Annotated in this window: 25 protein-coding genes; 14 read left to right on the forward strand and 11 right to left on the reverse strand. The window is 66.4% G+C overall.

Translation table 11 applies throughout. The features are described 5' to 3' along the window. Positions 1-91: 91 nt before the first annotated feature. Both Q8S30_RS14870 and Q8S30_RS14875 read right to left on the reverse strand, forming a co-directional pair. Complete coding sequence (locus tag Q8S30_RS14870) at positions 92-607, reverse strand: Spy/CpxP family protein refolding chaperone (protein ID WP_305666810.1); 516 nt, start codon at positions 605-607, stop codon at positions 92-94. A 211-nt stretch (positions 608-818) separates the two neighbouring features. Further along, on the reverse strand, positions 819-1,775 hold the full coding sequence (locus Q8S30_RS14875) for an L-malyl-CoA/beta-methylmalyl-CoA lyase (RefSeq protein ID WP_305666811.1): 957 nt from the start codon (positions 1,773-1,775) through the stop codon (positions 819-821). A gap of 265 nt (positions 1,776-2,040) precedes the next feature. Between Q8S30_RS14875 and dgcN the strand changes: the two genes are divergently transcribed. The 3 genes from dgcN (at position 2,041) to Q8S30_RS14890 (ending at position 5,152) form a co-directional block, all read left to right on the forward strand. Next, positions 2,041-3,042 carry an N-acetyltransferase DgcN gene (gene dgcN, locus Q8S30_RS14880; RefSeq protein WP_305666911.1) on the forward strand — a complete coding sequence of 334 codons (1,002 nt, stop codon included), beginning with the start codon at positions 2,041-2,043 and terminating at the stop codon, positions 3,040-3,042. 242 nt (positions 3,043-3,284) lie between these two features. Then, positions 3,285-4,250 (forward strand): N-acetyl-D-Glu racemase DgcA, encoded by a 966-nt coding sequence (dgcA, locus tag Q8S30_RS14885; protein ID WP_305666812.1) that lies wholly within the window; start codon positions 3,285-3,287, stop codon positions 4,248-4,250. A 38-nt stretch (positions 4,251-4,288) separates the two neighbouring features. After that, complete coding sequence (locus Q8S30_RS14890; RefSeq protein WP_305666813.1) at positions 4,289-5,152, forward strand: D-amino-acid transaminase; 864 nt, start codon at positions 4,289-4,291, stop codon at positions 5,150-5,152. A 33-nt stretch (positions 5,153-5,185) separates the two neighbouring features. Here Q8S30_RS14890 and Q8S30_RS14895 read toward each other — a convergent pair whose 3' ends face one another. The 3 genes from Q8S30_RS14895 to Q8S30_RS14905 form a co-directional block, all read right to left on the reverse strand. Further along, on the reverse strand, positions 5,186-6,064 hold the full coding sequence (locus tag Q8S30_RS14895; RefSeq protein ID WP_305666814.1) for a hypothetical protein: 879 nt from the start codon (positions 6,062-6,064) through the stop codon (positions 5,186-5,188). A gap of 222 nt (positions 6,065-6,286) precedes the next feature. Beyond that, positions 6,287-6,592 (reverse strand): DUF1244 domain-containing protein, encoded by a 306-nt coding sequence (locus Q8S30_RS14900; protein ID WP_305666815.1) that lies wholly within the window; start codon positions 6,590-6,592, stop codon positions 6,287-6,289. A gap of 11 nt (positions 6,593-6,603) precedes the next feature. Next, complete coding sequence (locus Q8S30_RS14905; protein WP_305666816.1) at positions 6,604-7,344, reverse strand: N-formylglutamate amidohydrolase; 741 nt, start codon at positions 7,342-7,344, stop codon at positions 6,604-6,606. A gap of 129 nt (positions 7,345-7,473) precedes the next feature. Here Q8S30_RS14905 and pyk point away from each other — a divergent pair, with 129 nt between their 5' ends. From pyk to pheT, 8 genes are all read left to right on the forward strand, one after another. Further along, complete coding sequence (gene pyk / locus Q8S30_RS14910) at positions 7,474-8,919, forward strand: pyruvate kinase (protein ID WP_305666817.1); 1,446 nt, start codon at positions 7,474-7,476, stop codon at positions 8,917-8,919. Between the two features lie 51 nt (positions 8,920-8,970). Further along, positions 8,971-9,195, forward strand: coding sequence for a hypothetical protein (locus Q8S30_RS14915; RefSeq protein ID WP_305666818.1), 225 nt, complete (start codon positions 8,971-8,973; stop codon positions 9,193-9,195). A gap of 139 nt (positions 9,196-9,334) precedes the next feature. Beyond that, positions 9,335-9,535, forward strand: coding sequence for a 50S ribosomal protein L35 (rpmI, locus tag Q8S30_RS14920; protein WP_161342873.1), 201 nt, complete (start codon positions 9,335-9,337; stop codon positions 9,533-9,535). Positions 9,536-9,547: 12 nt separating this feature from the next. Beyond that, complete coding sequence (gene rplT / locus Q8S30_RS14925) at positions 9,548-9,913, forward strand: 50S ribosomal protein L20 (RefSeq protein WP_066815426.1); 366 nt, start codon at positions 9,548-9,550, stop codon at positions 9,911-9,913. 187 nt (positions 9,914-10,100) lie between these two features. After that, positions 10,101-11,513 (forward strand): sodium:alanine symporter family protein, encoded by a 1,413-nt coding sequence (locus Q8S30_RS14930; RefSeq protein WP_305666819.1) that lies wholly within the window; start codon positions 10,101-10,103, stop codon positions 11,511-11,513. 106 nt (positions 11,514-11,619) lie between these two features. Next, on the forward strand, positions 11,620-12,702 hold the full coding sequence (gene pheS, locus Q8S30_RS14935; protein WP_305666820.1) for a phenylalanine--tRNA ligase subunit alpha: 1,083 nt from the start codon (positions 11,620-11,622) through the stop codon (positions 12,700-12,702). Then, positions 12,699-13,145, forward strand: a complete 447-nt coding sequence (locus Q8S30_RS14940; protein WP_305666821.1) for a hypothetical protein — start codon at positions 12,699-12,701, stop codon at positions 13,143-13,145. Before pheS ends, Q8S30_RS14940 begins: the two co-directional genes overlap by 4 nt. After that, entirely contained in the window at positions 13,142-15,538 is a 2,397-nt protein-coding gene (gene pheT, locus Q8S30_RS14945; protein WP_305666822.1) for a phenylalanine--tRNA ligase subunit beta, read from the forward strand. The genes Q8S30_RS14940 and pheT overlap by 4 nt, the downstream gene beginning before the upstream one ends. Before the next feature lie 154 nt (positions 15,539-15,692). On the opposite strand, the gene Q8S30_RS14950 is transcribed toward pheT, so the two are convergent. Beyond that, positions 15,693-16,388 (reverse strand): glutathione S-transferase N-terminal domain-containing protein, encoded by a 696-nt coding sequence (locus tag Q8S30_RS14950; RefSeq protein ID WP_305666823.1) that lies wholly within the window; start codon positions 16,386-16,388, stop codon positions 15,693-15,695. 166 nt (positions 16,389-16,554) lie between these two features. Here Q8S30_RS14950 and mscL point away from each other — a divergent pair, with 166 nt between their 5' ends. Then, positions 16,555-16,992 carry a large conductance mechanosensitive channel protein MscL gene (gene mscL, locus Q8S30_RS14955; protein WP_305666824.1) on the forward strand — a complete coding sequence of 146 codons (438 nt, stop codon included), beginning with the start codon at positions 16,555-16,557 and terminating at the stop codon, positions 16,990-16,992. A gap of 36 nt (positions 16,993-17,028) precedes the next feature. Here the strand turns inward: mscL and ald are convergent, their stop codons facing one another. Next, entirely contained in the window at positions 17,029-18,147 is a 1,119-nt protein-coding gene (gene ald / locus Q8S30_RS14960) for an alanine dehydrogenase (RefSeq protein ID WP_305666825.1), read from the reverse strand. 151 nt (positions 18,148-18,298) lie between these two features. On the opposite strand from ald, the gene Q8S30_RS14965 reads away from it, so the two are divergent. Beyond that, entirely contained in the window at positions 18,299-18,757 is a 459-nt protein-coding gene (locus tag Q8S30_RS14965) for an Lrp/AsnC family transcriptional regulator (RefSeq protein ID WP_305666826.1), read from the forward strand. A 92-nt stretch (positions 18,758-18,849) separates the two neighbouring features. Here the strand turns inward: Q8S30_RS14965 and Q8S30_RS14970 are convergent, their stop codons facing one another. From Q8S30_RS14970 to Q8S30_RS14980, 3 genes are read right to left on the reverse strand one after another with little or no spacing between them, the layout of a single operon-like run. Next, complete coding sequence (locus Q8S30_RS14970) at positions 18,850-19,497, reverse strand: HAD family phosphatase (RefSeq protein WP_305666827.1); 648 nt, start codon at positions 19,495-19,497, stop codon at positions 18,850-18,852. Continuing rightward, on the reverse strand, positions 19,494-20,072 hold the full coding sequence (gene rsmD / locus Q8S30_RS14975) for a 16S rRNA (guanine(966)-N(2))-methyltransferase RsmD (protein ID WP_305666828.1): 579 nt from the start codon (positions 20,070-20,072) through the stop codon (positions 19,494-19,496). Before rsmD ends, Q8S30_RS14970 begins: the two co-directional genes overlap by 4 nt. Then, positions 20,069-21,283, reverse strand: a complete 1,215-nt coding sequence (locus tag Q8S30_RS14980) for an NAD(P)/FAD-dependent oxidoreductase (protein ID WP_305666912.1) — start codon at positions 21,281-21,283, stop codon at positions 20,069-20,071. The genes rsmD and Q8S30_RS14980 overlap by 4 nt, the downstream gene beginning before the upstream one ends. A 95-nt stretch (positions 21,284-21,378) precedes the next feature. Here Q8S30_RS14980 and Q8S30_RS14985 point away from each other — a divergent pair, with 95 nt between their 5' ends. Beyond that, positions 21,379-21,867, forward strand: a complete 489-nt coding sequence (locus tag Q8S30_RS14985; protein ID WP_305666829.1) for a peroxiredoxin — start codon at positions 21,379-21,381, stop codon at positions 21,865-21,867. Between the two features lie 25 nt (positions 21,868-21,892). On the opposite strand, the gene Q8S30_RS14990 is transcribed toward Q8S30_RS14985, so the two are convergent. Beyond that, on the reverse strand, positions 21,893-22,759 hold the full coding sequence (locus Q8S30_RS14990; RefSeq protein ID WP_305666830.1) for a mechanosensitive ion channel family protein: 867 nt from the start codon (positions 22,757-22,759) through the stop codon (positions 21,893-21,895). Between the last annotated feature and the right edge of the window lie 6 nt (positions 22,760-22,765).

Genomic DNA, 22,765 nt, shown 5'->3' on the forward strand with positions numbered 1-22,765 from the left:
GTCCCGGGGCCGCAATTGCAACTCGGTCGGCGGCGGGGATCACGGTGGTGCGAGGGCCCCCGCCGTGAGCGAGGGCCTTGAGGGGGAGCGCCTACTTGGGTTCGGCCAGGACAAGCAGTTGGGCGAATTGCTCGGGCGTCAGCACGCCGCGCCAGTGGTCGGCGCAGTTCGAGCGCATGACCAGCAAGGCGGTTTCATTGGCGCCGATCTTCGCCGCCAAGGCTTCGCGTTCAGCCACCGGGGCGCCCGTCGCGATAGCATCTTGCAGCTCCTTGCGCAGGGCCGCGGTTTCATCTTCGAACGCCATGCGCTTGGCGGGCATCGTCGCCATGAACGCCTTCAGATCGGCCTTTTGCGCCTCATCCAGCATCAGCGCGTCGGCGTTTTTCGCCAGAACCGGGGTCAGCGCGATGATGGGGGCCGATAGGCCTTTTTCCTGCGGGCTCAGCGGTTGTTGCGCAAGGGCAGAGACTGGCAAGGCCAGCGCGAGGGCGGCGGAGAGCATGAGGTTTTTCACGGTGGGGATCCTGTTTGATGGCCGATCATGGCCCCAAATCTGTGTGATGAGATAACGTCCCTGACGTTGATTCAGATCAAACACATTCATGAATCAGCATTTGTTTGGCGCATCGTCCTGCCCCGGAAAGCAGCAACGCCCCGGACCAGGAGTCCGAGGCGCGCATCATCCCGTTGTTGCCGTGCGGGGCCTCCCCTCCCCTGATGCACGACTCGGGCGTCCTTTTCAAAGCGACCCGCTGGGGGCTTCGATAGTCAAAATCTGCACGCTTTGCGGGCAGATTGTCAACGATTCATGACGGTCAGCCGGTGATCATCTCTGACTGCCGTACGATCACCTCGGCCTGCTTGATGCTGGCGATATCGACCAGCCGGCCCTTGTAGACTGTGGCGCCTTCGCCGCGGGCCGTCGCGGCCTCCATCGCGGCCAGGATCTCGCGCGCTTCGGCGACGGCTTCGGCCGAGGGGGTGAAAACCTCATTGGCGATGGCGACCTGTTTGGGGTGGATCGCCCATTTGCCGACCATCCCGAGCGTAGCCGAGCGGCGGGCCTGTGCGCGGAAGCCCTCGTCATCCGAGAAGTCGCCGAAGGGGCCATCGACGGGCAGCACCCCGTGGGTGCGACAGGCGGCGACGATGGCGGCCTGAGCCCAATGCCAGGGATCGGACCAGTGCCGCGCGCCTTCATGCAGCATGTAGTAGTTTTCCTGCGTGCCGCCGATGCCGGTGGTCTGCATCCCCATGCTGGCGGCGAAATCGGCGGCGCCGAGGCTCATCGCCTGCAGGCGCGGGCTGGAGGCGGCGATCTCTTCGACATGGGCGATGCCGGCGGCCGATTCGATGATGACCTCGAAGCTGATCGGCTTCTTGCGGCCCTTGGCGCGCTCGATGGCCGTCACCAGCGCGTCCACCGCATAGACATCGGCGGCGCAGCCGACCTTGGGGATCATGATCTGGTCGATGCGGTCGCCCGCCTGTTCGAGGATCTCGACCACATCCCGGTACCAGAACGGGGTGTCGAGCCCGTTGATGCGGACGCTCAGATACTTGGTACCCCAGTCGATATCGTTGATCGCCTGGATGATGTTGGCACGGGCCTGCGGCTTGTCGGCAGGGGAGACCGAATCCTCGAGGTCGAGGTTGATGACATCGGCGGCGCCGGTCGCCATTTTCTCGAAGATCGCAGGGCGCGAGCCGGGGCCGAACAGCTGGCAGCGGTTGGGGCGGGCGGGAGCGGCGGGCTGGATGCGGAAACTCATGCGGGGCCTTTCGCAAGGATGTGTCAAATTGCGCTGCGCATTGGGTATAATGTTGCGCGGCGGCTTTCAACCCGCTTTTGCAAGTGCAGCGCGGGGATGGTTGGAATGCGGCGCTGCGGCGCCCGACGCCGAAATCTTCGGCATAAGCGCTCAGATGCCGCAGAAACTTGCATGAGGGCCGCTGCAGGGCGGCGAAAAGCCCAAGACATTTCCGGGGGGACAGCTAGTCTCTCCCACAACGAACGGATGGAGACCGCACATGGCCATGATCGAGACCCCCTATCTGCTGTTCCTCGGCGATGCCGCCGACCAGCTTGCCGCGAAGGTCGCGCAGGGCATCAAGGACTGGCGCCCGGAATTCGCGGTCGGCCAGTTCCGGATGGAGGGCTGCAAGGCCGATCTGGGCCTGCCGGACATGGACCTGACCGAGGCCAAGGCTACCGGCTGCAAGACGCTGGTGGTCGGCGTCGCCAACCGCGGCGGCGTGATTTCCGACAAATGGATCAAGGTGCTGGTCGATGCGCTGGCCGAGGGGTTCGACCTTGCCTCGGGCCTGCACAACCTGTTGCGGGACGAGCCGGTGCTGGTCGAGGCCGCGGCGCGGTTCGGGCGCAAGCTGCATGACGTGCGGGTGCCCGAGGTGGAGTATCCCATCGCCAATGGCAAGAAGCGCGCCGGCAAGCGGATGCTGGCCGTGGGCACCGATTGCTCGGTCGGCAAGATGTATACGGCGCTGTGCGTCGAGAAGGAGATGCGGGCGCGCGGGCTGAAGGCCAGCTTCCGCGCCACCGGGCAGACCGGGATCCTGATCACCGGCGACGGGGTGCCACTGGATGCGGTGATCGCCGACTTCATGGCCGGGTCGGTCGAGTACCTGACGCCGCCGAATGACCCGGATCACTGGGACCTGATCGAGGGGCAGGGCAGCCTGTTCCATGTCAGCTACTCGGGCGTGACGCTGGCGCTGATCCATGGCGGACAGCCCGATGCGCTGGTGATCTGCCACGAGCCGACGCGGGCGCATATGCGCGGGTTGCCGGACTATACGCTGCCGACGCTGGAGCAGGTGCGCGATGCGGCGCTGCTGCTGGCGCGGGTGGCGAACCCGGCCTGCGTGGCGGTGGGCTATGCGATCAACACCCAGCACATGCCGGAAGCCGAGGCGCGGGCGTATCTGGCCGATGTCGAGGCGAGGCTGGGCCTGCCCGCGACCGACCCTTTCCGGTTTGGTGCGGCGAATCTGGTGGACGCGCTGGCGGCGATCTGAACTGGGGCTTAGCCGGTCCGGTTCGGGCGGAAAAAGGCGAGGCAGTGCCTCGCCCCGTCCGTGCGGAACCGTTCACCCAGAGCCGCTGGCCGGGCCCTTTGGGGGCCCGTCCGGTGCAACATGATATGTTGGCGCTTGGCGAAGGCGATGGCCTTCGCTACGGAGACCGCCCCCGACCACGCCGGGGGTTGCGGCGCCCGGTCTTTCGCGGAAGGATCGCGCCGGGCCTAAAGGAGACCATCATGCAGATCACCGTCACCCCCGATATCTTCCGTCTGGCCGAGGTCTTCACCATCAGCCGTGGCAGCCGGACCGAGGCGAAGGTGCTGACGGTGCGGATCACGGATGGCGATCATGCTGGCTGGGGCGAATGCGTGCCCTATGCGCGTTATGGCGAGAGCCTGGAGAGCGTGGCGGATGAGATTGCCAGCCTGCCCGAGGTCTTCACCCGGGATGAGCTGCAAGGCCTGCTGCCCGCCGGCGCCGCCCGCAACGCGGTGGATTGCGCGCTGTGGGATATGGAGGCGAAGCGGGCCGGCAGCCGTGTCTGGGACCTGATGGGCCTGCCCGCGCCGGGGCCGATGATCACCGCCTATACCCTGTCGCTGGCCGAGCCCGAGACGATGCGGGCACAGGCGGCGAAGAACGCGCATCGCCCGCTGCTGAAGATCAAGCTGGGCACGCCCGACGATATGGCGCGGCTGGCGGCGGTGCGGGCGGGAGCCCCGGATACGCCGATCATCGTCGATGCGAATGAGGGCTGGACCGCCGAGATCTACAAGGATCTGGCGCCGCATCTGATCCGCATGGGGGTGAAGCTGGTCGAACAGCCGCTGCCCGCCGGCGCCGACGAGATGCTGGCCGAGATTGAGCGCCCGCTGCCGGTCTGTGCCGATGAAAGCTGCCATGACCGCCACTCGCTGGCCGAGATCGCCGGCAAGTATGACTTCGTGAACATCAAGCTGGACAAGACCGGCGGGCTGACCGAAGCGCTGGCGCTGCGCAGCATGGCGCAGGTGCAGGGCTATGGCGTGATGGTCGGCTGCATGGTCGGATCGAGCCTGGCGATGGCGCCGGCGGTGCTGCTGGCGCAGGGCGCGGGCTTCACCGATCTTGACGGGCCGCTGCTTCTGGCCGAAGACCGCGAGAATGCGCTGCGCTATGACGAGGCCGGGGTTCACCCGCCAGCCGCGGCCCTGTGGGGCTGACCGCACCGCATTTCGGCACAACAAGAGGAACCCAAGCAATGAGCCGCATCGTCTATGTGAATGGCAGCTACCTGCCCGAGGAAGAGGCCAAGATCTCGATCTTCGACCGGGGCTTCCTGATGGCGGATGGCGTCTATGAGGTGACCAGCGTGCTGGACGGCAAGCTGCTGGACTTCGCGGGCCACGCCGCGCGGCTGGAACGCTCGCTGGCAGAGCTGGACATGGCCTGCCCGGTGACGATGGAGGAGCTGCTGGCGATCCACCGCGAGTTGGTCGCGCAGAACGCGATCACCGACGGTATGGTCTATCTGCAGATCACCCGCGGCTCGGCGGGCGACCGCGATTTCGCCTTTCCCGATCCGGCGAAGGTGCCGTCCTCCATCGTGCTGTTCACGCAGTCCAAGCCCGGGCTGGCCGACAACCCGGCGGCGAAGACGGGGATCAAGGTCATCACCGTGCCGGACATCCGCTGGGGCCGGCGCGATATCAAGACGGTGCAGCTGCTCTACCCGTCGATGGGCAAGATGATGGCCAAGAAGGCCGGCGTCGATGATGCCTGGATGGTCGAGGATGGCTTCGTGACCGAGGGCACCTCGAACAACGCCTATATCGTCAAGGGCGGCAAGATCATCACCCGGCATCTGGGATCCGAGATCCTGCACGGCATCACCCGCGCCGCCGTGCTGCGCTTTGCCCGCGAGGCGCAGATGGAGGTCGAGGAACGCAGCTTTACCGTGGAGGAGGCGAAGGGCGCGGATGAGGCGTTCATCACCTCGGCGTCCGCCTTCGTGATGCCGGTGGTCGAGATTGACGGCGCCAAGCTGGGCACCGGCGCGCCGGGCAAGGTGGCCGTGCGGCTGCGCGAGATCTATCTGGACGAAAGCCGCAAGTCGGCGATCTGAACCGGTGAGGGGCGGCGCGGTGGCGCTGCCCCCTTACCCCGCAAACTCGATATAAAGGTCGTTCGCGTCCACATCGCCCGGCAGCACGCCATCGAGGATCGCCTGCAGCTTGCCGGCAATCAGCACCTCGGTGCCGTTGCCATCCGGCGTCGTCTGCAGGACCACGTCCACTGCCGTGTCCGGTGGCGGCGCGAAGATGGTGATCTCGATCTGGTCAGACCCGGGCTGATAGTCGACGATGGTGGTTACTGAGAGGTCATCGGGCGCCTCTGCCTGGACCTCGTCGTCATCCTCGTCGATCTCTGCCGCATCGTCCGCGTCAGGCTCTTCATCGATATCGCCTGTAGGCTCTGAACTGGCGTCGGCAGGGGCGAACGCGGCTGCGTCCTCGCTATCCTCGTCCTCGTCGGCGCCCGTGTCTTCGGCGGTTTCGTCAGACGGCTGGGGCGTGATGGTGGCGAGAAGTGCTTCGAATGAGGCGTCGTCGTCCTCGGCCTCATCAGTCTCGTCCACTGCGGCAGGCGGGCTTGCGGCGGTCAGCCGGGCGATGGCGGCCAGAACGTCCAGATCGGCGCCGGCATCAGCCTCGAGATCGTCCTCGGTCTCGTCCAGTTCGTCCTCATAGGCGGCGTCTTCGGCTTCTTGCAGCCAAGGATCCTCGGCCTCTTCGGCAGAAGCCGCCGCAGGGTCGGCCTCGGGCAGATCCGTGTCGGCCGCAGCATAGTCCAGCAACGATGTGCCCTCGCCCTCCTCCTCGATGTCGTCGGCAGCAGGCGCGCGGGCGGCGGCGTCGGCAGCGTCGTCTTCCGATGTGTCCTTGTCCTCGTCGTCGTCATCAGCCGAACCGGCAGCCGGAAGCGCCGCACCCAGAAGGCCCAGCAAGAACAGCGACATGACTTCAAGACCGAGCATTCAGACCCCCTCACGGGAAAAGTGGCGCGGGACAGGCATTTACCCGTTAACCGTGTGTCAAGGGTTTGGGTGGGATGGGCAGGGAGTCAAGCGACGAAACGCCAGGCGTGCCGCGTTCGGGGTTGGCGTGGCCGACAGTCGGGGCAGGTGGGTGCGACTGTTGCGACCGGAGCAACGATAGTTAGGAGCGGGACGGGTGGGGCGCCGGAATGCCCGCCGGGCTTAACCCTGATGCGCCTTGATCGCCTCGGCAAAGGCTGCCTGTTTTGCGGGGTCTGCATCGGTCTGGTTCGCGGCGATCCAATCGGCATAGGGCATGCCGTAGAAGATATCTCTCGCCTGATCCTTGGTCATGTCGATGCCGCGTTCGGTCGCCGCCTCCTGATACCAGCGCGACAGGCAGTTGCGGCAGAATCCGGCCATGTTCATCAGGTCGATGTTCTGAACCTCGGGCCGGGCCTCCATCAGATGCGCGCGCAGGGCGCGGAAGGCGGCGGCCTCAAGCTCGGTGCGGGTGGCGTCGTCCATGGTATCCTCCGTTACAGTCCGGTATCGGCGAGGCTGGCTTGCAGGATCGGGGCCAGAAGGTCGGCCCATTCGATCTGGCCGGCTTCGGTGGCGATCAGGTCGTTGCGCACCTCGATCAGCACGTTGAGCCGACCCGGTTGCAGCGCGTGGCGGTCGATGGCGTCGCCGTCGAGATGGCCCAGATAGGGCTCGTTGTCGCCGACGCAGAGGCCGGTGGCCTCTAGTCGCGCGATCAGCGGCAGCGCCAGACGGCCATCCAGATGCGAATGCAGGATGCCGACCTGCCAAGGCCGCGGCGGGCGGCCGTTCAGCTGCGGGGTGAAGCTGTGCACGGCGCAGATCACTGTGTCGGGGCGGCGCGCGGCAAGGGTGGCATAGGCGGCGTGATAGGGGCGGTGATAGGCATTTAGCCGCCGCTCCACCTCTGCCGCATCCGCGTGGCGGTTGGCGGGGATGATGGTGCCATCGTAAAGCCGCATCAACAGTGTTGGGTCATCCTCGCCACGGTTGGGGTCGATCACCAGCCGAGAAAAGTCCGACAAGATCGCCGGGGCCTCCAGCCGCTCGGCAAGGTGGCGCGTCAGCCCTGCGGCGCCCACATCATAGGCAATGTGGCGCGCCATGTCGGCGGCGGCGATGCCAAGGTTGCCACCCCCCACCTCTACCGGCACGGTGTTGGCAGCGTGGTCGCAAGTGACGAGCCAGCGCGAGGGCCGGGCTTCGCCAATGATTTCATAAGGGATATGGGTCATCGTCGTGATCCTGTGCTCTGCCCGGTTTAGGCCAAGCCGGAGCCATGCGCCAGTTGCGAGCGCAGCAAAACTGGGCCATAAGGTGTATGGCCCACATGGAAAATGCAAAAAGACAGGGGACGAGGCTGAATGAGACGCCTTCGTAAAGTGAAGATCGTGGCGACCCTCGGGCCGGCCTCCAGCGATTACCAGACCATTCGCGCATTGTTCGAGGCCGGGGCCGACGTGTTCCGCCTGAACATGAGCCACGGCACCCATGCCGAGCAAAAGGCGCGCTATGACATCATCCGCCAGATCGAGGCCGATACCGGCCGCCCGATTGGCGTGCTGGCCGACCTTCAGGGGCCGAAGCTGCGGGTTGGCACCTTCGCCAGCGGCGCGGCTGAGCTGGAAGAAGGGCAGCCCTTCCGCTTTGACCTCGACGAAGAGCCGGGCGATGGCCACCGCGTCTGCCTGCCGCATCGCGAGATTTTCGAGGCGCTGCAGCCCGGCGCGACGCTGCTAATCAATGACGGCAAGATCGCCATGAAGGTCAACGATTGCGGGCCGGACTTTGCCAATTGCACCGTCACCATCGGCGGCACGATCTCCAACCGCAAGGGCGTGAACGTGCCCGACGTGGTGCTGCCGCTAGCGGCGCTGTCGGACAAGGACCGCGCCGATCTGGAATTTGTCTGCGACCTTGGGGCCGATTGGCTGGCGCTGTCCTTCGTGCAGCGCGCCGAGGATGTGACCGAGGCGCGCGAGCTGGCGCGAGGGCGCTCGGCGATCCTCGCCAAGATCGAGAAACCGGCGGCGCTGAACAAGTTCGATGAGATCCTGGCCGTGTCGGACGGGATCATGGTCGCGCGCGGCGATCTGGGGGTGGAACTGCCGGTCTATACCGTGCCGCCAATCCAGAAGCGGCTGGTGCGCAAGTGCCGCGCGGCTGGCAAGCCGGTGATCGTGGCGACGCAGATGCTGGAATCGATGATCGAAAGCCCGATGCCGACCCGTGCCGAAGTGTCGGACGTGGCGGCGGCGATCTATGAGGGCGCCGATGCGGTGATGCTGTCGGCCGAATCCGCCGCCGGGCGCTACCCGATCGAGGCGGTGGCGACGATGGACAACGTCGCCCAGTCGGTCGAGACCGACCCGACCTACCGCGAGGTGATCGAGGCCAGCCGCAAGGCGGTGCGCAAGACTGTCGCCGACGGGATCGTTGCCGCGGCGCGTGAACTGGCCGAGACCACCGACATCAAGGCGATCTGCTGCTACACCCAAAGCGGCAAGACGGTGAACCTTGTGGCGCGCGAGCGGCCGCGGGTGCCGATCATCGCCCTGACCCCGGTGCAATCGGTGCTGCGGCGCCTGTGCCTGACCTGGGGCGTGCATTGCGCCTATTGCGAGCCGGTGGACCGCTTCAAGATGGCCGTGGTCGGCGCCGCCCGTGCGGCCCGGGCCGAGGGCTTTGCGACCGAGGCTGACCAGATCCTGGTGACCGCCGGTGTGCCCTTCAACGTGCAAGGCACCACCAACATCCTGCGCGTTGCCCCCTGTGACGAGCGGTTGATTTTCCGCACCGATCCCGAATGATGGATACCGGGGCCGCCGCAAGGGTGGCGGTCCCGTGTTCAGGGGTCAGTGATGGACAGTGACGTTCTTCTTGTTGTGGGGCTCGTGTTGGTGGCCCTTGGGGTGCCGGCACTGGTCAGCGCCTTTTCCGACAGCCGGCCGCCGCGCGCGGCTGCGATTGCCTTCCTGCTGGGGGGCGGGCTCATAGCGTTTGCGGTGATGTCGAAACCCGGTGGATACAAGATCGAAGATATCCCCGATGTCGTGACGCATGTGGTGGCCCGCGCGATCCGCTGACGGCCCCGGTCAGCAGGAATATCAGCTTTCCCCTTGTCACAGCCCCGGGCCCCGTCTATAGGGCGCCCTCTACACGCGGGACCGGCCGAAGTGGCATGCCGAGTCGCGCGGATAACCAAACTCGAAAGAGGAGATGGAAATGCCCAAGATGAAGACCAAATCCGCTGCGAAAAAGCGGTTCTCCTTCACTGCCTCTGGCAAAGTGAAGGCTGGCCCCGCCGGCAAGCGGCACGGCATGATCAAACGCTCGACGAAATTCATTCGTGACGTGACCGGGACCATGATCCTGTCCGCGTCCGACGCGAAGATCGTCAAGAAATACATGCCCTACGACCGGTAAGGAGCCAGACAGATGTCCCGTGTTAAATCTGGTGTGGTCACCCATGCCCGTCACCGCAAGGTGATCAAGAAGGCCGCCGGCTATTACAGCGCGCGCAGCCGCAACTTCCGCACCGCCACCCAGGCTGTCGACAAGGCGCAGCAATACGCCACGCGCGACCGCAAGGTGCGCAAGCGCAACTTCCGCGCCCTGTGGATCCAGCGGATCAACGCCGCCGTGCGGCTGTTCGACCCGGAATTCACCTACTCGCGCTTCATCAACGGTCTGGCGCTTGCCGGCATCGAAGTGGACCGCAAGGTGCTGGCCGATCTGGCCGTGCATGAGCCCGAGGCGTTCAACGCCATCGCCGCCCAAGCCAAGGCCGCCATCCCGGCCTGATCTGCGCCCGGCGCTGACAAAACACCCGAAAAGCCCCGTTGGCGCCCGCCAGCGGGGCTTTTTGCTGCGTGGGCGCCCGGAATCATATGTGACGGATATGTAAATTCTGTTGAGCCGGCCGCGCCTTCCATGCAGGCTTTCCCTCAGGCCACCGCAAAAGATGGCCGCGGCAACGAAGGGACATCGCATGACGGCACTCATCGGCTTTCTGAACACCATCTTCTGGGGGTATATCCTGATCTATGGCCTTCTGGCCGTGGGCGCCTATTTCACCGTCCGGCTGGGCTTCGTGCAGTTCCGCCATTTCATCGAGATGTTCCGCTGCGTGACCGGGTCGAGCGCGGCCGACAAGAACGGGATCACCCCGTTTCAGGCGCTGACCATCAGCTTGGCCTCGCGCGTCGGCACCGGCAATATCGCGGGGGTGGCCGTGGCGCTGTACCTCGGCGGGGCAGGGGCGATCTTCTGGATGTGGATGGTAGCGCTGGTCGGGATGGCCACCGCCTATGCCGAAAGCAGCCTGGCGCAGCTTTACAAGACCCACGGCCCCAGCGGCATGTATCGCGGCGGGCCGGCCTTCTACATCTCCAAGGGCCTCGGCCTGCCCTGGCTGGGCGCGGTGTTCTCGGTCTGCCTTATCCTGTCCTTCGGGCTCGTTTTCAACGCGGTGCAGGCGAACTCCATCGCTGACGCGTTCCAAGGCGCCTTCGGGGTGCCGAAATGGCTGGTCGGGATCATCATCGCCACGGTCGCGGGCGTCGTCATCTTCGGCGGCATCAAGAAGATCGCTTCGGTGGCCGAGGTGGTGGTGCCGTTCATGGCGGGCGCCTATCTGCTGCTGGCGATCTGGGTGATGCTGACCAACCTCTCTGCCGTGCCCGGTGTCATTGCCGAGATCTTCGCCAGCGCCTTTGGCCTGACCGAGGCTGCGGGCGGTATCGCGGGGGGCGTCGCAGCCGCGGCGCTGAACGGCATCAAGCGGGGCCTGTTCTCCAACGAGGCGGGCATGGGCTCTGCCCCCAACATCGCCGCCGTGGCGATGCCGGACCCGCATCACCCCTCCTCGCAGGGCTTCGTGCAGGCGCTTGGGGTGTTCATCGACACCATTCTCGTCTGCACCGCCACTGCCGTCATGATCCTGCTCTCGGGCGTGCTTGAGCCGGGATCGGGCGTTACCGGGACGGCGCTGACGCAACAGGCGCTGGTCCATCACTTCGGCGTCGCGGGCGGCTGGTTCGTGGCGATCGCGATCCTGTTCTTCGCCTTCACCTCGATCATCGGCAACTATGCCTATGCCGAAAACGCGATGGTCTTCCTTGGGCAGGGCAACAACACCGGCCTGACGGTGCTGCGCGTCGCGGCGCTGGCGATGGTCATCTGGGGCGCGCTGCAGACGGTGGCGACGGTGTTCGACTTCGCCGATGCCTCGATGGGCCTGATGGCGACCATCAACCTGATCGCCATCGTGGCGCTGTCGGGCACCGTGTCGGCGCTGACCAATGACTATCTGCGCCAGCGCAAGGCCGGCACCATGCCCAAATTCCATGTCGGCGAGCATCCCGCCATCGCGCGCGGCGTGGATACCGAAATCTGGAAGTGACCCCTGCACCCCGCCCCTTATCCCGGGGCGGGGTTTTCACCATCCTCGCATTTGCATCCCCTGTCCTCTGTGCTAGCAAAGCGCCGCACAGTGCCGGAGATGGAACATGGACGGGTTGGACGCTCTCAAGCGCAAGTATCTCGAAGGCGTCGCCGCCGCGGGGGATGAGGCAGCCCTCGAGGATCTGCGCCTTGCCGCCCTTGGCAAGAAGGGCGAGATCAGCCTGAAGATGCGCGAGCTTGGCCAGATGACGCCCGAGCAGCGCCAGACCACTGGCGCCGCGCTGAACCTGCTGAAGGATGAGATCGACGCCGCCCTGCGCGGCAAGAAGGCCGCACTGTCCGATGCCGCGCTCGATGAACGCCTGCGCGCCGAATGGCTGGACGTGACCCTGCCGGGCCGCCCCCGCCGCATGGGCACCATCCACCCGGTCAGCCAGGTGACCGAAGAGGTCACCGCGATCTTTGCCGACATGGGCTTTGCCGTGGCCGAGGGGCCGCAGATCGAAAGCGACTGGTTCAACTTCGACGCGCTGAACATCCCGCCCGAACACCCGGCGCGGCAGGAGCATGACACCTTCTTCATGGCCCGCGCGACAGGCGACGACCGCCCGCCGCATGTGCTGCGCACCCATACCAGCCCGGTGCAGATCCGCGCCATGGCCGCGCAGGGCGCGCCGATCCGGGTGATCGCCCCCGGCCGCGTCTACCGCATGGACATGGACCAGACCCATACCCCGATGTTCCATCAGGTCGAGGGTCTCGCCATCGACCGCGATATCAGCATGGCCAACCTCAAATGGGTGCTGGAGGAGTTCTGCCGCACCTATTTCGAGGTGCCCGAAGTCGAACTGCGCTTCCGCGCCAGCCATTTCCCCTTCACCGAGCCCTCGGCCGAGGTGGATATCCGCTGTTCCTGGGAAGGCGGCCAGCTGAAGATCGGCCAGGGCGACAGCTGGATGGAGATCCTGGGCTCGGGCATGGTCCACCCCAAGGTGCTGTCGGCCGCGGGCGTGGACCCGGCCGAGTGGCAGGGCTTCGCCTTCGGCATGGGCATAGACCGGATCGCCATGCTGAAATACGGCATCCCGGACCTGCGCGCGTTCTTCGAGAGCGACCTGCGCTGGCTGCGGCACTATGGGTTCTCTGCGCTGGACATGCCGTCGGTGTTTGGGGGGTTGAGTAGGTGAACGGTGCCGTCAGCGCAGCCAAAGTCAAATATAGCCAGAGCAAGCTCATCGCGCTGCTTGAGTACTTAGAAAGCGATCCGGCAGCAGCATCGCGCCAAGCATCTTTGAACGAGATAGCGGCGATAAAGAAGCGGAAGCTTCCGCTGAACGGGCCGGCGGAGCGTAGGTTCTATATTGATGTAGCTATCCAGAAAGGTTTCGCATCCAGCGAGTACCCCGCAGCATCGTTTTACGAAGAGGAAGACGATCCGAGATACGGGTGTTCAGTCGGGTACCTCATCTCGCTTGCCGGCCGCGAGTATCTGGATCGGAAGAGAAGTGAGCGCCTCCCCAATCTCTGGTGGCAGCAACTCTTGAACAATGTCCCCACCATCTTGGTCAGTGTCTTGACTGCATTGTTGGTGGGGTGGGCGCTAGATTTTTGGGGACCAAGCATTCCATGAAATTCACCCTCTCCTGGCTCAAATCCCATCTCGACACGAGCGCAAGCCTCGACGAGATCCTCTATGCGCTCACCGATCTTGGCCTCGAGGTCGAGGAGGTGCAGAACCCCGAGGAAAAGCTGGGCCGCTTCACCATCGGCTATATCACCGCCGCCGAAAAGCACCCCGATGCCGACAAGCTGCGCGTCTGCACCGTGCAGACGGATGAGGGCGAGCGGCAGATCATCTGCGGCGCGCCGAACGCGCGGGCGGGGATCCGCGTCGTGGTGGCCAAGCCCGGCGATTATGTGCCGGGGATCGACACCACCATCCAGGTCGGCAAGATCCGCGGCATCGAGAGCCAGGGCATGATGTGCTCGGGCCGCGAGCTGGAGGTCAGCGACGATCATGAGGGCATCATTGAGCTGCCCGAGGATGCCAAGGTCGGCCAGCGCTATATCGACTATGCCGGGCTGAATGACCCGATGGTCTATATCAAGGTCACGCCGAACCGCCCCGATGCGCTTGGCGTGCGCGGCATCGCCCGCGACCTTGCGGCGCGCGGCCTTGGCACGCTGAAACCGCTGGACGTGGTGCCGGTGCCGGGCGCCTTCCCCTGCCCGGTCTCGGTGACGCTGGCGCCTGAAGTGGCGGACAAGGCCTGCCCGCATTTCATCGGCCGGGTGATCCGCGGTGTGACCAACGGCCCCAGCCCCGACTGGCTGCAACGCCGGTTGATCGCCATCGGGCTGCGGCCGATCTCGACGCTGGTGGATATCACCAACCTCTTCACCTTCGACCTGAACCGCCCGCTGCATGTGTTCGATGCCGGCAAGGTGCAGGGCGGCCTTGTGGTGCGCGGGGCGGTGGAGGGCGAGAGCCTGACGGCGCTGGACGGCAAGACCTATGCCCTGCGGCCGGGGATGACGGTGATCGCGGATGATGCCGGGGTGGAGAGCCTCGGCGGCGTGATGGGCGGCGAGGCGTCGGGCTGTTCCGCAGAAACGACCGAGGTGTTCCTGGAGGCCGCGTTCTTCGACCCGATCCTGACCGCCACCACGGGCCGCGCGCTGCGCATCAACTCCGATGCCCGCTACCGGTTCGAACGCGGCATCGACCCGGCCTTCACCGCGGACGGGATCGAGCTGGCGACGCGGATGATCCTCGACCTCTGCGGCGGCGAGGCCTCGGATGTGGTCGTCGCGGGTGCTGCCCCCGATACCACCCGCGCCTACCGCCTCGACCCGGCCCGCGTGGTCAGCCTGGTGGGGATGGAGATCCCCGAGGCCGAGCAGCGCGCCACGCTGCAGGCGCTTGGCTTCACGCTGAACGGCGACATGGCGACCCCGCCAAGCTGGCGCCCCGATGTGCTGGGGGAGGCGGACCTGATCGAGGAAGTCGCCCGCATCGCCTCGCTGACCAAGCTGGTCGGCAAGCCCCTGCTGCGCGGCGATGCCGGGGTGCCGGGCACGATCCTGACCCCGATGCAGGTGCGCGAGCGCGCGGCGCGGCGGATGCTGGCGGCGCTTGGCTACAACGAATGCGTCACCTACAGCTTCATCGACAACCGCAGCGCCGAGCTGTTCGGCGGCGGGGCCGAGGCGTGCCGGATCGAGAACCCGATCTCGTCGGAAATGACCCATATGCGCCCCGACCTGCTGCCCGGCCTGCTGGCCGCGGCGGCGCGCAACCAGGCGCGCGGCTTTGCCGATCTGGCGCTGTTCGAGGTCGGCCCCGCCTTCCACGGCGGCGAGCCGGGCGAGCAGCACCTGCAGGCGACGGGCCTGCTGATCGGCGCCAGCGCCCCGCGCGACACCTTCGCCAGCCGCCGCCCGGTGGATATCTATGACGCCAAGGCCGATGCCGAGGCGGTGCTGTCGACCATTGGCGCGCCCGCCAAGGTGCAGATCACCCGCAAGGGCCCGGGCTGGGGACATCCGGGCCGGTCCGGTGCGATGGCGCTTGGCCCCAAGGTGCTGTGCGTGTTCGGCGAGGTGCACCCCAAGGTGCTGCGCGCGATGGATGTGAAGGGGCCTGCGGTCGCCTTCACCCTGTTCCTCGAAGCCGCGCCTTTCCCCAAGGTGAAAACCCCGACCCGGCCGGCCCTCGCACTGGCCGACCTGCAGGCGGTGGACCGCGACTTCGCCTTCGTGGTCGATGCCGGGGTCGAGGCGCTGACCCTCGTCAACGCCGCTGCCGGCGCCGACAAGGCGCTGATCGAGAGCGTGCGGGTCTTCGACCAGTTCAGCGGCGACAAGGCCGAGGCGCAGATGGGCGCGGGCAAGAAATCGCTGGCGATCACCGTGCGGCTGCAACCGCAGGTGCGCACCCTGACCGAGGAAGAGATCGCGGCGGTCTCGGCCAAGATCATCGAGAAGGTGGCCAAGGCAACCGGCGGCAGCCTGCGCGGCTGAGGGCGCAGCGGGGGTTTCACACCCCCGCACCCCCGTGGGATATTTCCGCCAGCAAGAAGGGGCAGACGCGCGCCTGCCCCTTCGCCTTTTCCAAATATCCCGGGGGGAGGGCCGCAAGGCCCGTCGGGGGCCAGCGCCCCCCTCGCCGATTGCCTCAGCGCGGCGGCTGCTCCATCCCGCGCTGCACGGCGGGGCGGGCAAGAAAACGCTCGAGATAGGCGGGGACGTTGGTCAGCGAGCCCCACTCCACTTCCGCATCCATCTTGTAGTATTTCCGCGCGCCCCAGAGCCAAGGAGCGATGGCGATGTCGGCGATGGAATAGTCCCCCGCGATCCAGTCGCGTCCCTCGAGTTGCCGTTCCATCACCCCCAGAAGCCGCTTCGCCTCATCGGCATAGCGCTGGCGCGGGCGGGGGTCTTCGATCTCCTTGCCGGCGAAGGCGTGGAAGAAGCCGTATTGGCCGAACATCGGGCCGACGCCGCCCATCTGGAACATCAGCCATTGCAGAACTTCATAGCGCGCAGGGCCGGTGGGCAGCAGCTTGCCCGACTTCTCGGCCAGATAGATCAGGATCGCGCCGCTTTCGAACAGCGGCAGCGGCTGGCCGTCCGGCCCAGACGGATCGAGGATTGCCGGGATCTTGTTGTTGGGGTTCAGCGACAGGAACTCCGGGCTCATCTGATCTTGCGTGTCGAAGGACACCAGATGCGCATCATAGGGCAGGCCCACCTCCTCCAGCATGATCGAGACCTTCACGCCGTTCGGGGTTGGCAGCGAGTAGAGCTGGATTGCGGAGGGGTCGCGCGGCGGCCATTTGCGGGTGATCGGGAAGGCGGAGAGGTCGGTCATCGGTGCTCCTGTGCGGGGGCTGTGGGGGCTCGGCATCAGCCTTGAACGTAGGGACGCGGCCGCGCGAAAAGAACCCGCCTCTCGGTGCGCAATCTGCTAGCGTTGACTGCGCGGCTGCACATGAAGGAGGGCCGCTGCCGGTGGGACAAGACAAAGGGACAGTGGAATGTTGAAAGAGTTCAGGGACTTCATCGCCCGCGGCAATGTCATGGACATGGCGGTGGGCATCATCATCGGGGCCTCGTTCACCGCCATCGTCAGCTCGATGGTTGCCGATCTGATCAACCCGATCATCGGTGTGGTGACCGGCGGGATCGACTTCTCGAACCTGTTCGTCAATCTGGGTGAGGGCGAGTTCGCCAGCCTTGCCGCTGCGCGTGAAGCGGGCGCTGCGGTGTTCGCCTATGGTGCCTTCCTGACTGCGGTGATCAACTTCCTGATCGTCGCTTTCGTGGTGTTCCTGCTGGTCAAGCTGGTGAACCGCGTCAAGGAAACCGCCGCCCGCAAGGCCGAGGAGGCGCCGCCGGAGGAGAAGCCCGTCGCGCCCTCGTCCGAGCAGTTGCTCGCCGAGATCCGCGATCTGCTGAAGTCGCGCGCCGCCTGAGGCGGGGGTCGCTCCCCGGGCCGGGGAGCGACCGTTTCAGGCCTTCAGCGCAAGCCGGGGCGAGAGTACGTCGATCCCAAGCGCCCGGCCCACCGCCGCATAGGTCAGGTGGCCGGCATGGGTGTTGAGGCCTGCGAGCAGGTGTTCATCCTCCTCGCAGGCGCGGCGCCAGCCCTTGTTGGCCAGCGCCAGCAGGAAGGGCATCGTCGCGTTGCCAAGCGCCAATGTGGAGGTGCGGGCCACGGCGCCGGGCATGTTGGCGACGCAGTAATGCATGATCCCCTCCACCTCGTAGATCGGATCCTGATGCGTGGTGGCGCGCGAGGTTTCGAAACAGCCGCCCTGGTCGATGGCGACATCGACGATGGCGGCGCCGGGCTTCATGGTCTTCAGCTGTTCGCGCGTGACCAGTTTCGGGGCGGCGGCACCCGGAACCAGCACCGCGCCGATGACCAGATCGGCGGCGGCGACCTCGGCGGCCGTGGCGGCGGCGCTGGCATAGAGTGTGCGGAACTGGCCGGCGAACACATCATCCAGATAGCGCAGGCGCGGGAGCGAGCGGTCGAGCACCGTCACCTCGGCCCCCATCCCGGCAGCGACGCGGGCGGCGTGGGTGCCGACGACACCGCCGCCGATCACCGTAACGCGGGCGGGGGTGACGCCGGGGACGCCGCCGAGCAGGACGCCGCGGCCGCCATTGGCTTTTTGCAAGGTCCAGGCGCCGACTTGCGGGGCGAGTTTGCCGGCGACTTCGGACATCGGGGCCAGCAGCGGCAGGCCGCCGGCGCGGTCGGTGACGGTTTCGTAGGCGATTGCGGTGACGCCGGAGGCGAGGAGGTCGCGGGTCTGGTCCGGGTCGGGGGCGAGGTGGAGGTAGGTGAAGAGGACCTGGTTTTCGCGGAGCATTTTGCGCTCGGCGGGCTGGGGTTCCTTAACTTTTATGATGAGGTCGGCCCAGGCGAAGATCTCCTCTGCGGTGTCGATAATGCGGGCTCCGGCGGCGGTGTAATCCTCGTCCGTGAAGCCCGCGCCGAGGCCGGCACTGGTTTCCACTGCGATATCATGGCCTTGGGCCTTGGCCTCGCGGGCGGCGTCGGGGGTCAGGCCGACGCGGTATTCCTGGGGTTTGATTTCCTTGGGGCAGCCGATCTTCATGGTCTCTCCTCCCTGAGTAACCTTGACTAACTGTGGGTTAAGTCTGGCGCAGATCAGGGGGGGATGCTTTGAAAAGAAGGGGTGGCGCGGGGGGTGGCTTGCGCGTAATCTTCGATGAAACCCTTATCTGACGACAGAAAGTTGCACGAATATGGATCTTGACGCGACGGACCGGCGGATTTTGACTGTTCTGCAAAAACAGGGGCGGATCACCAATGCCGAGCTTTCGGAGCGGGTGAACCTGTCGCCTTCGGCCTGCCATCGGCGGGTGCAGCGGCTGGAGGAAGAGGGGTTCATCGGCAGCTATGTGGCGCTGCTGAATGCGCGGCGGCTGGGGCGGCCGACGACGGTGTTTGTCGAGATCACCCTGCAGGGGCAGGCGGATGAGGTTCTGGAAGCCTTTGAACGCGAAGTGAAAAAAGTGCCGGACGTTCTGGAATGCCATCTGATGGCGGGCACGGCGGATTACCTTTTGAAGGTGGTGGCGCAGGATACCGAGGATTTTGCGCGCATCCACCGGCAGCATCTGGCGCGGCTGCCGGGGGTGGCGCAGATGCATTCGTCCTTTGCGCTGCGCACGGTTCAGCAGACGACCGCGATTCCGGTCTAGGCGGCATACAGAACCCATGCAGAACCCATGCAGAAACCATGCATATGTCATGCGCATGATTTTCTGCAGGGGTGGCGCCGCAAAAGGCGCTGTTATACCCCCAAAAGCGCAGGGAGATCCTGCATCGAGGTGAACACCGTCGCGCCCTCTGCCGTCAGACCCTCGCCGCTGCCGGTGGCGGCGTAGCCGAAGCAGGCCATGCCCGCCGCCTTCGCAGCCCGCGCCCCCGTCGCGCTGTCCTCGATCACCGCGCAGCGGGACGGGTCCACCCCGAGTGCTGCGGCGGCGTGGAGGTAGAGGCCGGGGGCGGGTTTGGGGCAACCGAGATCCTGGCCCGAGAACATCCGCCCTTCCAGCCGCGCCCAGAGGCCGGGGTGCTGGCCGAGGGTCACCTGCATCTTGTGGCCGGTGCCGTTGGAGCCGACGGCATAGGGCAGGCCTGCGGCGTCGAGCCGGTCCAGCACGGCCTCGATGCCCGGCACAAGGTCTGTGCCCGTGGCGAGGCGGGCGTAGAGCCGTTCGTAGAAATCGGCCACCCAACCTTCGGGGAGGCGGGCGCCCATCTGGGTCGCGCGGTGGCCGACGCCGACGATGGTGCCGCCGATGAACAGGTGCTCCATTTCGGTGTGCGACAGCGGCAGGCCGAAGCGGGCCAGATCCTCGCCCAGAAGCGCGAAGGTCATCGGCTCGCTGTCGACCAGCACGCCATCGCAGTCGAAGAGAACAGCATCAAAGGTCATTCGGGGGCTTTCAGAAGGGTGACGGTGGTGTCGCCGTATTTGCGCTGGTCGAGCAGGGTGAAGCCTTCGGGGGGCAGCGGCGGGGTGCTTTCCTCCCAGACCACGACCGCGCCGGGGGCGAGCCAGTCGCCGGCGATGCAGGAGGCGAGGGCGGCCTCGCCGAGGCGTTTGCCATAGGGCGGGTCGAGGAACACGAGGTCGAAGCGCGGGCCGCGGTTGGGGTCCATCTTGGTGGCATCGCGGCGCCAGACATCGGTGACGCCCATGGCGCGGGTCAGCTCGATGTTGCGGCGGAGGAGCGCGCGGGCGGCGGTGCCGTCATCGACGAAGGCTGCGTGCGAGGCGCCGCGGCTGAGCGCCTCCAGCCCCAGCGCGCCGGTGCCGGCGAAGAGGTCGAGCACCCGGGCGCCGGGGATCGGGTTGCCGCCAGCGGCGGCGACATGGGCGCCGTTGATCAGGAGGTTGAAGATCGACTCGCGCACCCGGTCGGTGGTGGGGCGCAGATGCGCGGCATCGTCGCCAAGCCCGACTTCGGCCAGTTTCAGCCCGCGCTTTTCGCCGCCGATGATCCTCATAGCAACGCCTTCAGGTCGGTGGCGGGGTCGGCGATGGCGGTGGGCGCGGGGGAGCGGCCCGCCTCGATCAGGCGCTTGCCGATCATGTAGGCGCGGGGATCGTTGGCGGCATCGACCGCCAGAAGCGTGTCGCCGGCGTAGTACCAGAAGGAGATGCCATTGCCGGTGCCGGGGCGGGTGATGACGCGGTCATGGCCGGTGTTCAGCCCGGCGATTTGCAGTTTCACGTCATATTGGTCGGACCAGAACCACGGCTTGGGGACGTAAGCTTGCGCCGCGCCCAGCATGTTGGCGGCGACGCATTCGGCCATGTCGATGGCATTGCCGACGCTTTCGAGCCGCAGCCTTGCGCCCGAGGCATCGCCGGGCAGCGGAAAGGAGGCGCAATCGCCGGCCGCCCAGATGGCGGGGTCGGAGGTGCGCCCCTCGGCATCCACCGCTATGCCGTTGAGGGTGGTCAGGCCTGCGGCCTCTGCCAGCGCGGTTTCGGGCAGCACGCCGATGCCGAGGATCACGAAATCGGCGGGAATCTCGGTGCCATCGGCCAGCAGGGCGCCGGTGACATGGGTGTCGCCCAGCAGGCGGTCGAGGCCGGTGCCCTCACGGATCGTGACGCCGTGGCCTTGGTGGAGGGCGCGGAACCAGTTCGCCGTCTCGGCACTGGCGACGCGGCCGAGGATGCGGGGGGCGGCCTCGATCAGGGTGACGCTCAGGCCGAGCTTGGCGGCGACGGCCGCAGCCTCGAGCCCGATATAGCCGCCGCCGACGATCAGCAGGCGCGCGCCGGGGCGGAAGAGCGGGGCCATGGCATCGACATCGGCCAGGTTGCGCACGGCGAAGACGCCGGCCAGATCGCCGCCAAGCGCGGGGGGCAGGCGGCGGGGGCGGGCGCCGGTGGTGAGGGCGAGCTGGTTGTAGGGAAGCGTCTGGGTGCCGTAGGTCACCGTCTTGGCTGCCGGGTCGATGGCGGTGACGGGGGCGCCAAGGTGCAGCGTTACGCCCTGATCGGCCCAGAATGCGGGGGCGCGCAGGGCGAGGCGGTCCAGCGGCATCTCTCCCAGCAGGTAGCCCTTGGAGAGGGGCGGGCGCTGGTAGGGTGGGACGGGCTCGTCGCCGATCAGCGCAAGGTCTCCGCTGTAGCCAAGGGCGCGCAGTTTGGCGGCCAGCGAGGCTGCGGCCTGCCCGGCCCCCACAATGATGATCCCCGGCACGATGCCTGCCATATTCGTCGCCTTTTGCTGGTCCGGAAGCGGGGGCGAGCCTATAACCGGGGGACAGGGAAACACAACGCGCGAGGGAGTGCCACATGACGATTTCCGAGGGAAGCAAGCTGCCGGAGGCGGTGCTGCTGCAGGTTGGCGACAATGGGCCGGAACAGGTCGATCTGGCCGCGAAGCTGGCCGGCCGCAAGGTGGTGATCTTTGCGGTGCCGGGCGCCTATACCGGCGTGTGCACCACGGCGCATGTGCCGAGCTTCGTGCGTAGCAAGGCGAAGTTCGACGAGAAGGGCGTGGACGAGATCATCTGTATCTCGGTCAACGATCCTTTCGTGATGAAGGCCTGGGGCGAGGTGACCGGCGCGGCCGAGGCCGGGATCACCATGCTGGCGGATGCGGAAAGCACGTTCACCACGGCGATCGGGATGGGTTTCACGGCGCCGCCGGTCGGCCTCATCAACCGCTCGGCCCGCTATGCGATGCTGGTCGAGGACGGGGTGGTGAAGGTGCTGCACAGGGAAGCGTCGCCGGGCCAGTGCGAGATCTCGGGCGGCGAGGCGATGCTGGACGCGATCTGACTTTGGGGCGCCGGGTGCGGCGCCCTTATTCCATGAGCAGGGGGCGCGGGCCGTCCTCGGGCTTGGGCGCGGGGTCGTAGACCAGCGTCTGCGTGGGGAAGGGGATGTCCACGCCGGCGGCGTCGAACTCTTCCTTGATCCGGCGGGTGAGGTCGCATTTCAGCGCCCACCAGTCGGCGCGATTGGCCCAGACCCGGAAGACGAAATCGACCGAGCTGGCGCCCAGTTCCTTGACCTTGACGAAGGGGGCGGGGTCTTGCAGCGCGCGGGGGTCGGAATGCGCGATCCGCTCCAGCACCTCCTGCGCCGTCTGCAGGTCGCTGCCGTAGGAGACGCCGATGGTCAGGTCCATCATCCGGGTCGGGTTGGTGCTGTAGTTCTTGATGGCCGAGGACCAGATATCGCCGTTGGGCAGGATGATCTGCAGGCCATCATAGCTCGCCATCTCGGTGTAGAAGAGCGAGATTTCGCGGACGGTGCCGGCCTGGCCGCCGGCCTCGATATAGTCGCCGACGCGGAACGGGCGGAACATCACCAGCATCACCCCCGCGGCGAGGTTCGACAGCGTGCCTTGCAGCGCGAGGCCGATGGCGAGGCCGGCGGCACCGATGACCGCGACCAGCGAAGCGGTCTGGATGCCGAAGCGGCTGAGCACGAAGATCAGCGCCATGACCATGATGGTGTATTTCACCACATTGCCGAGGAAGCCGAAGAGGGTGGCATCGACACGGGGGTGGCGGCGGGCAAAGGCCTCGACCCGGCGGCGGGCCCAGCCGGCGACAGTGAGGGCGACGGCGAAGATGACGATGGCATAGATGACGTTGAGCGCCATGGCGATGGCGAGGGTCACCCGTTCATCGGTGACGAAGCCGTTGAGGTTGAAGCCGTCCATAAGTCC

This window comes from Frigidibacter sp. (assembly GCF_030695035.1).
GTDB lineage: Bacteria > Pseudomonadota > Alphaproteobacteria > Rhodobacterales > Rhodobacteraceae > Frigidibacter.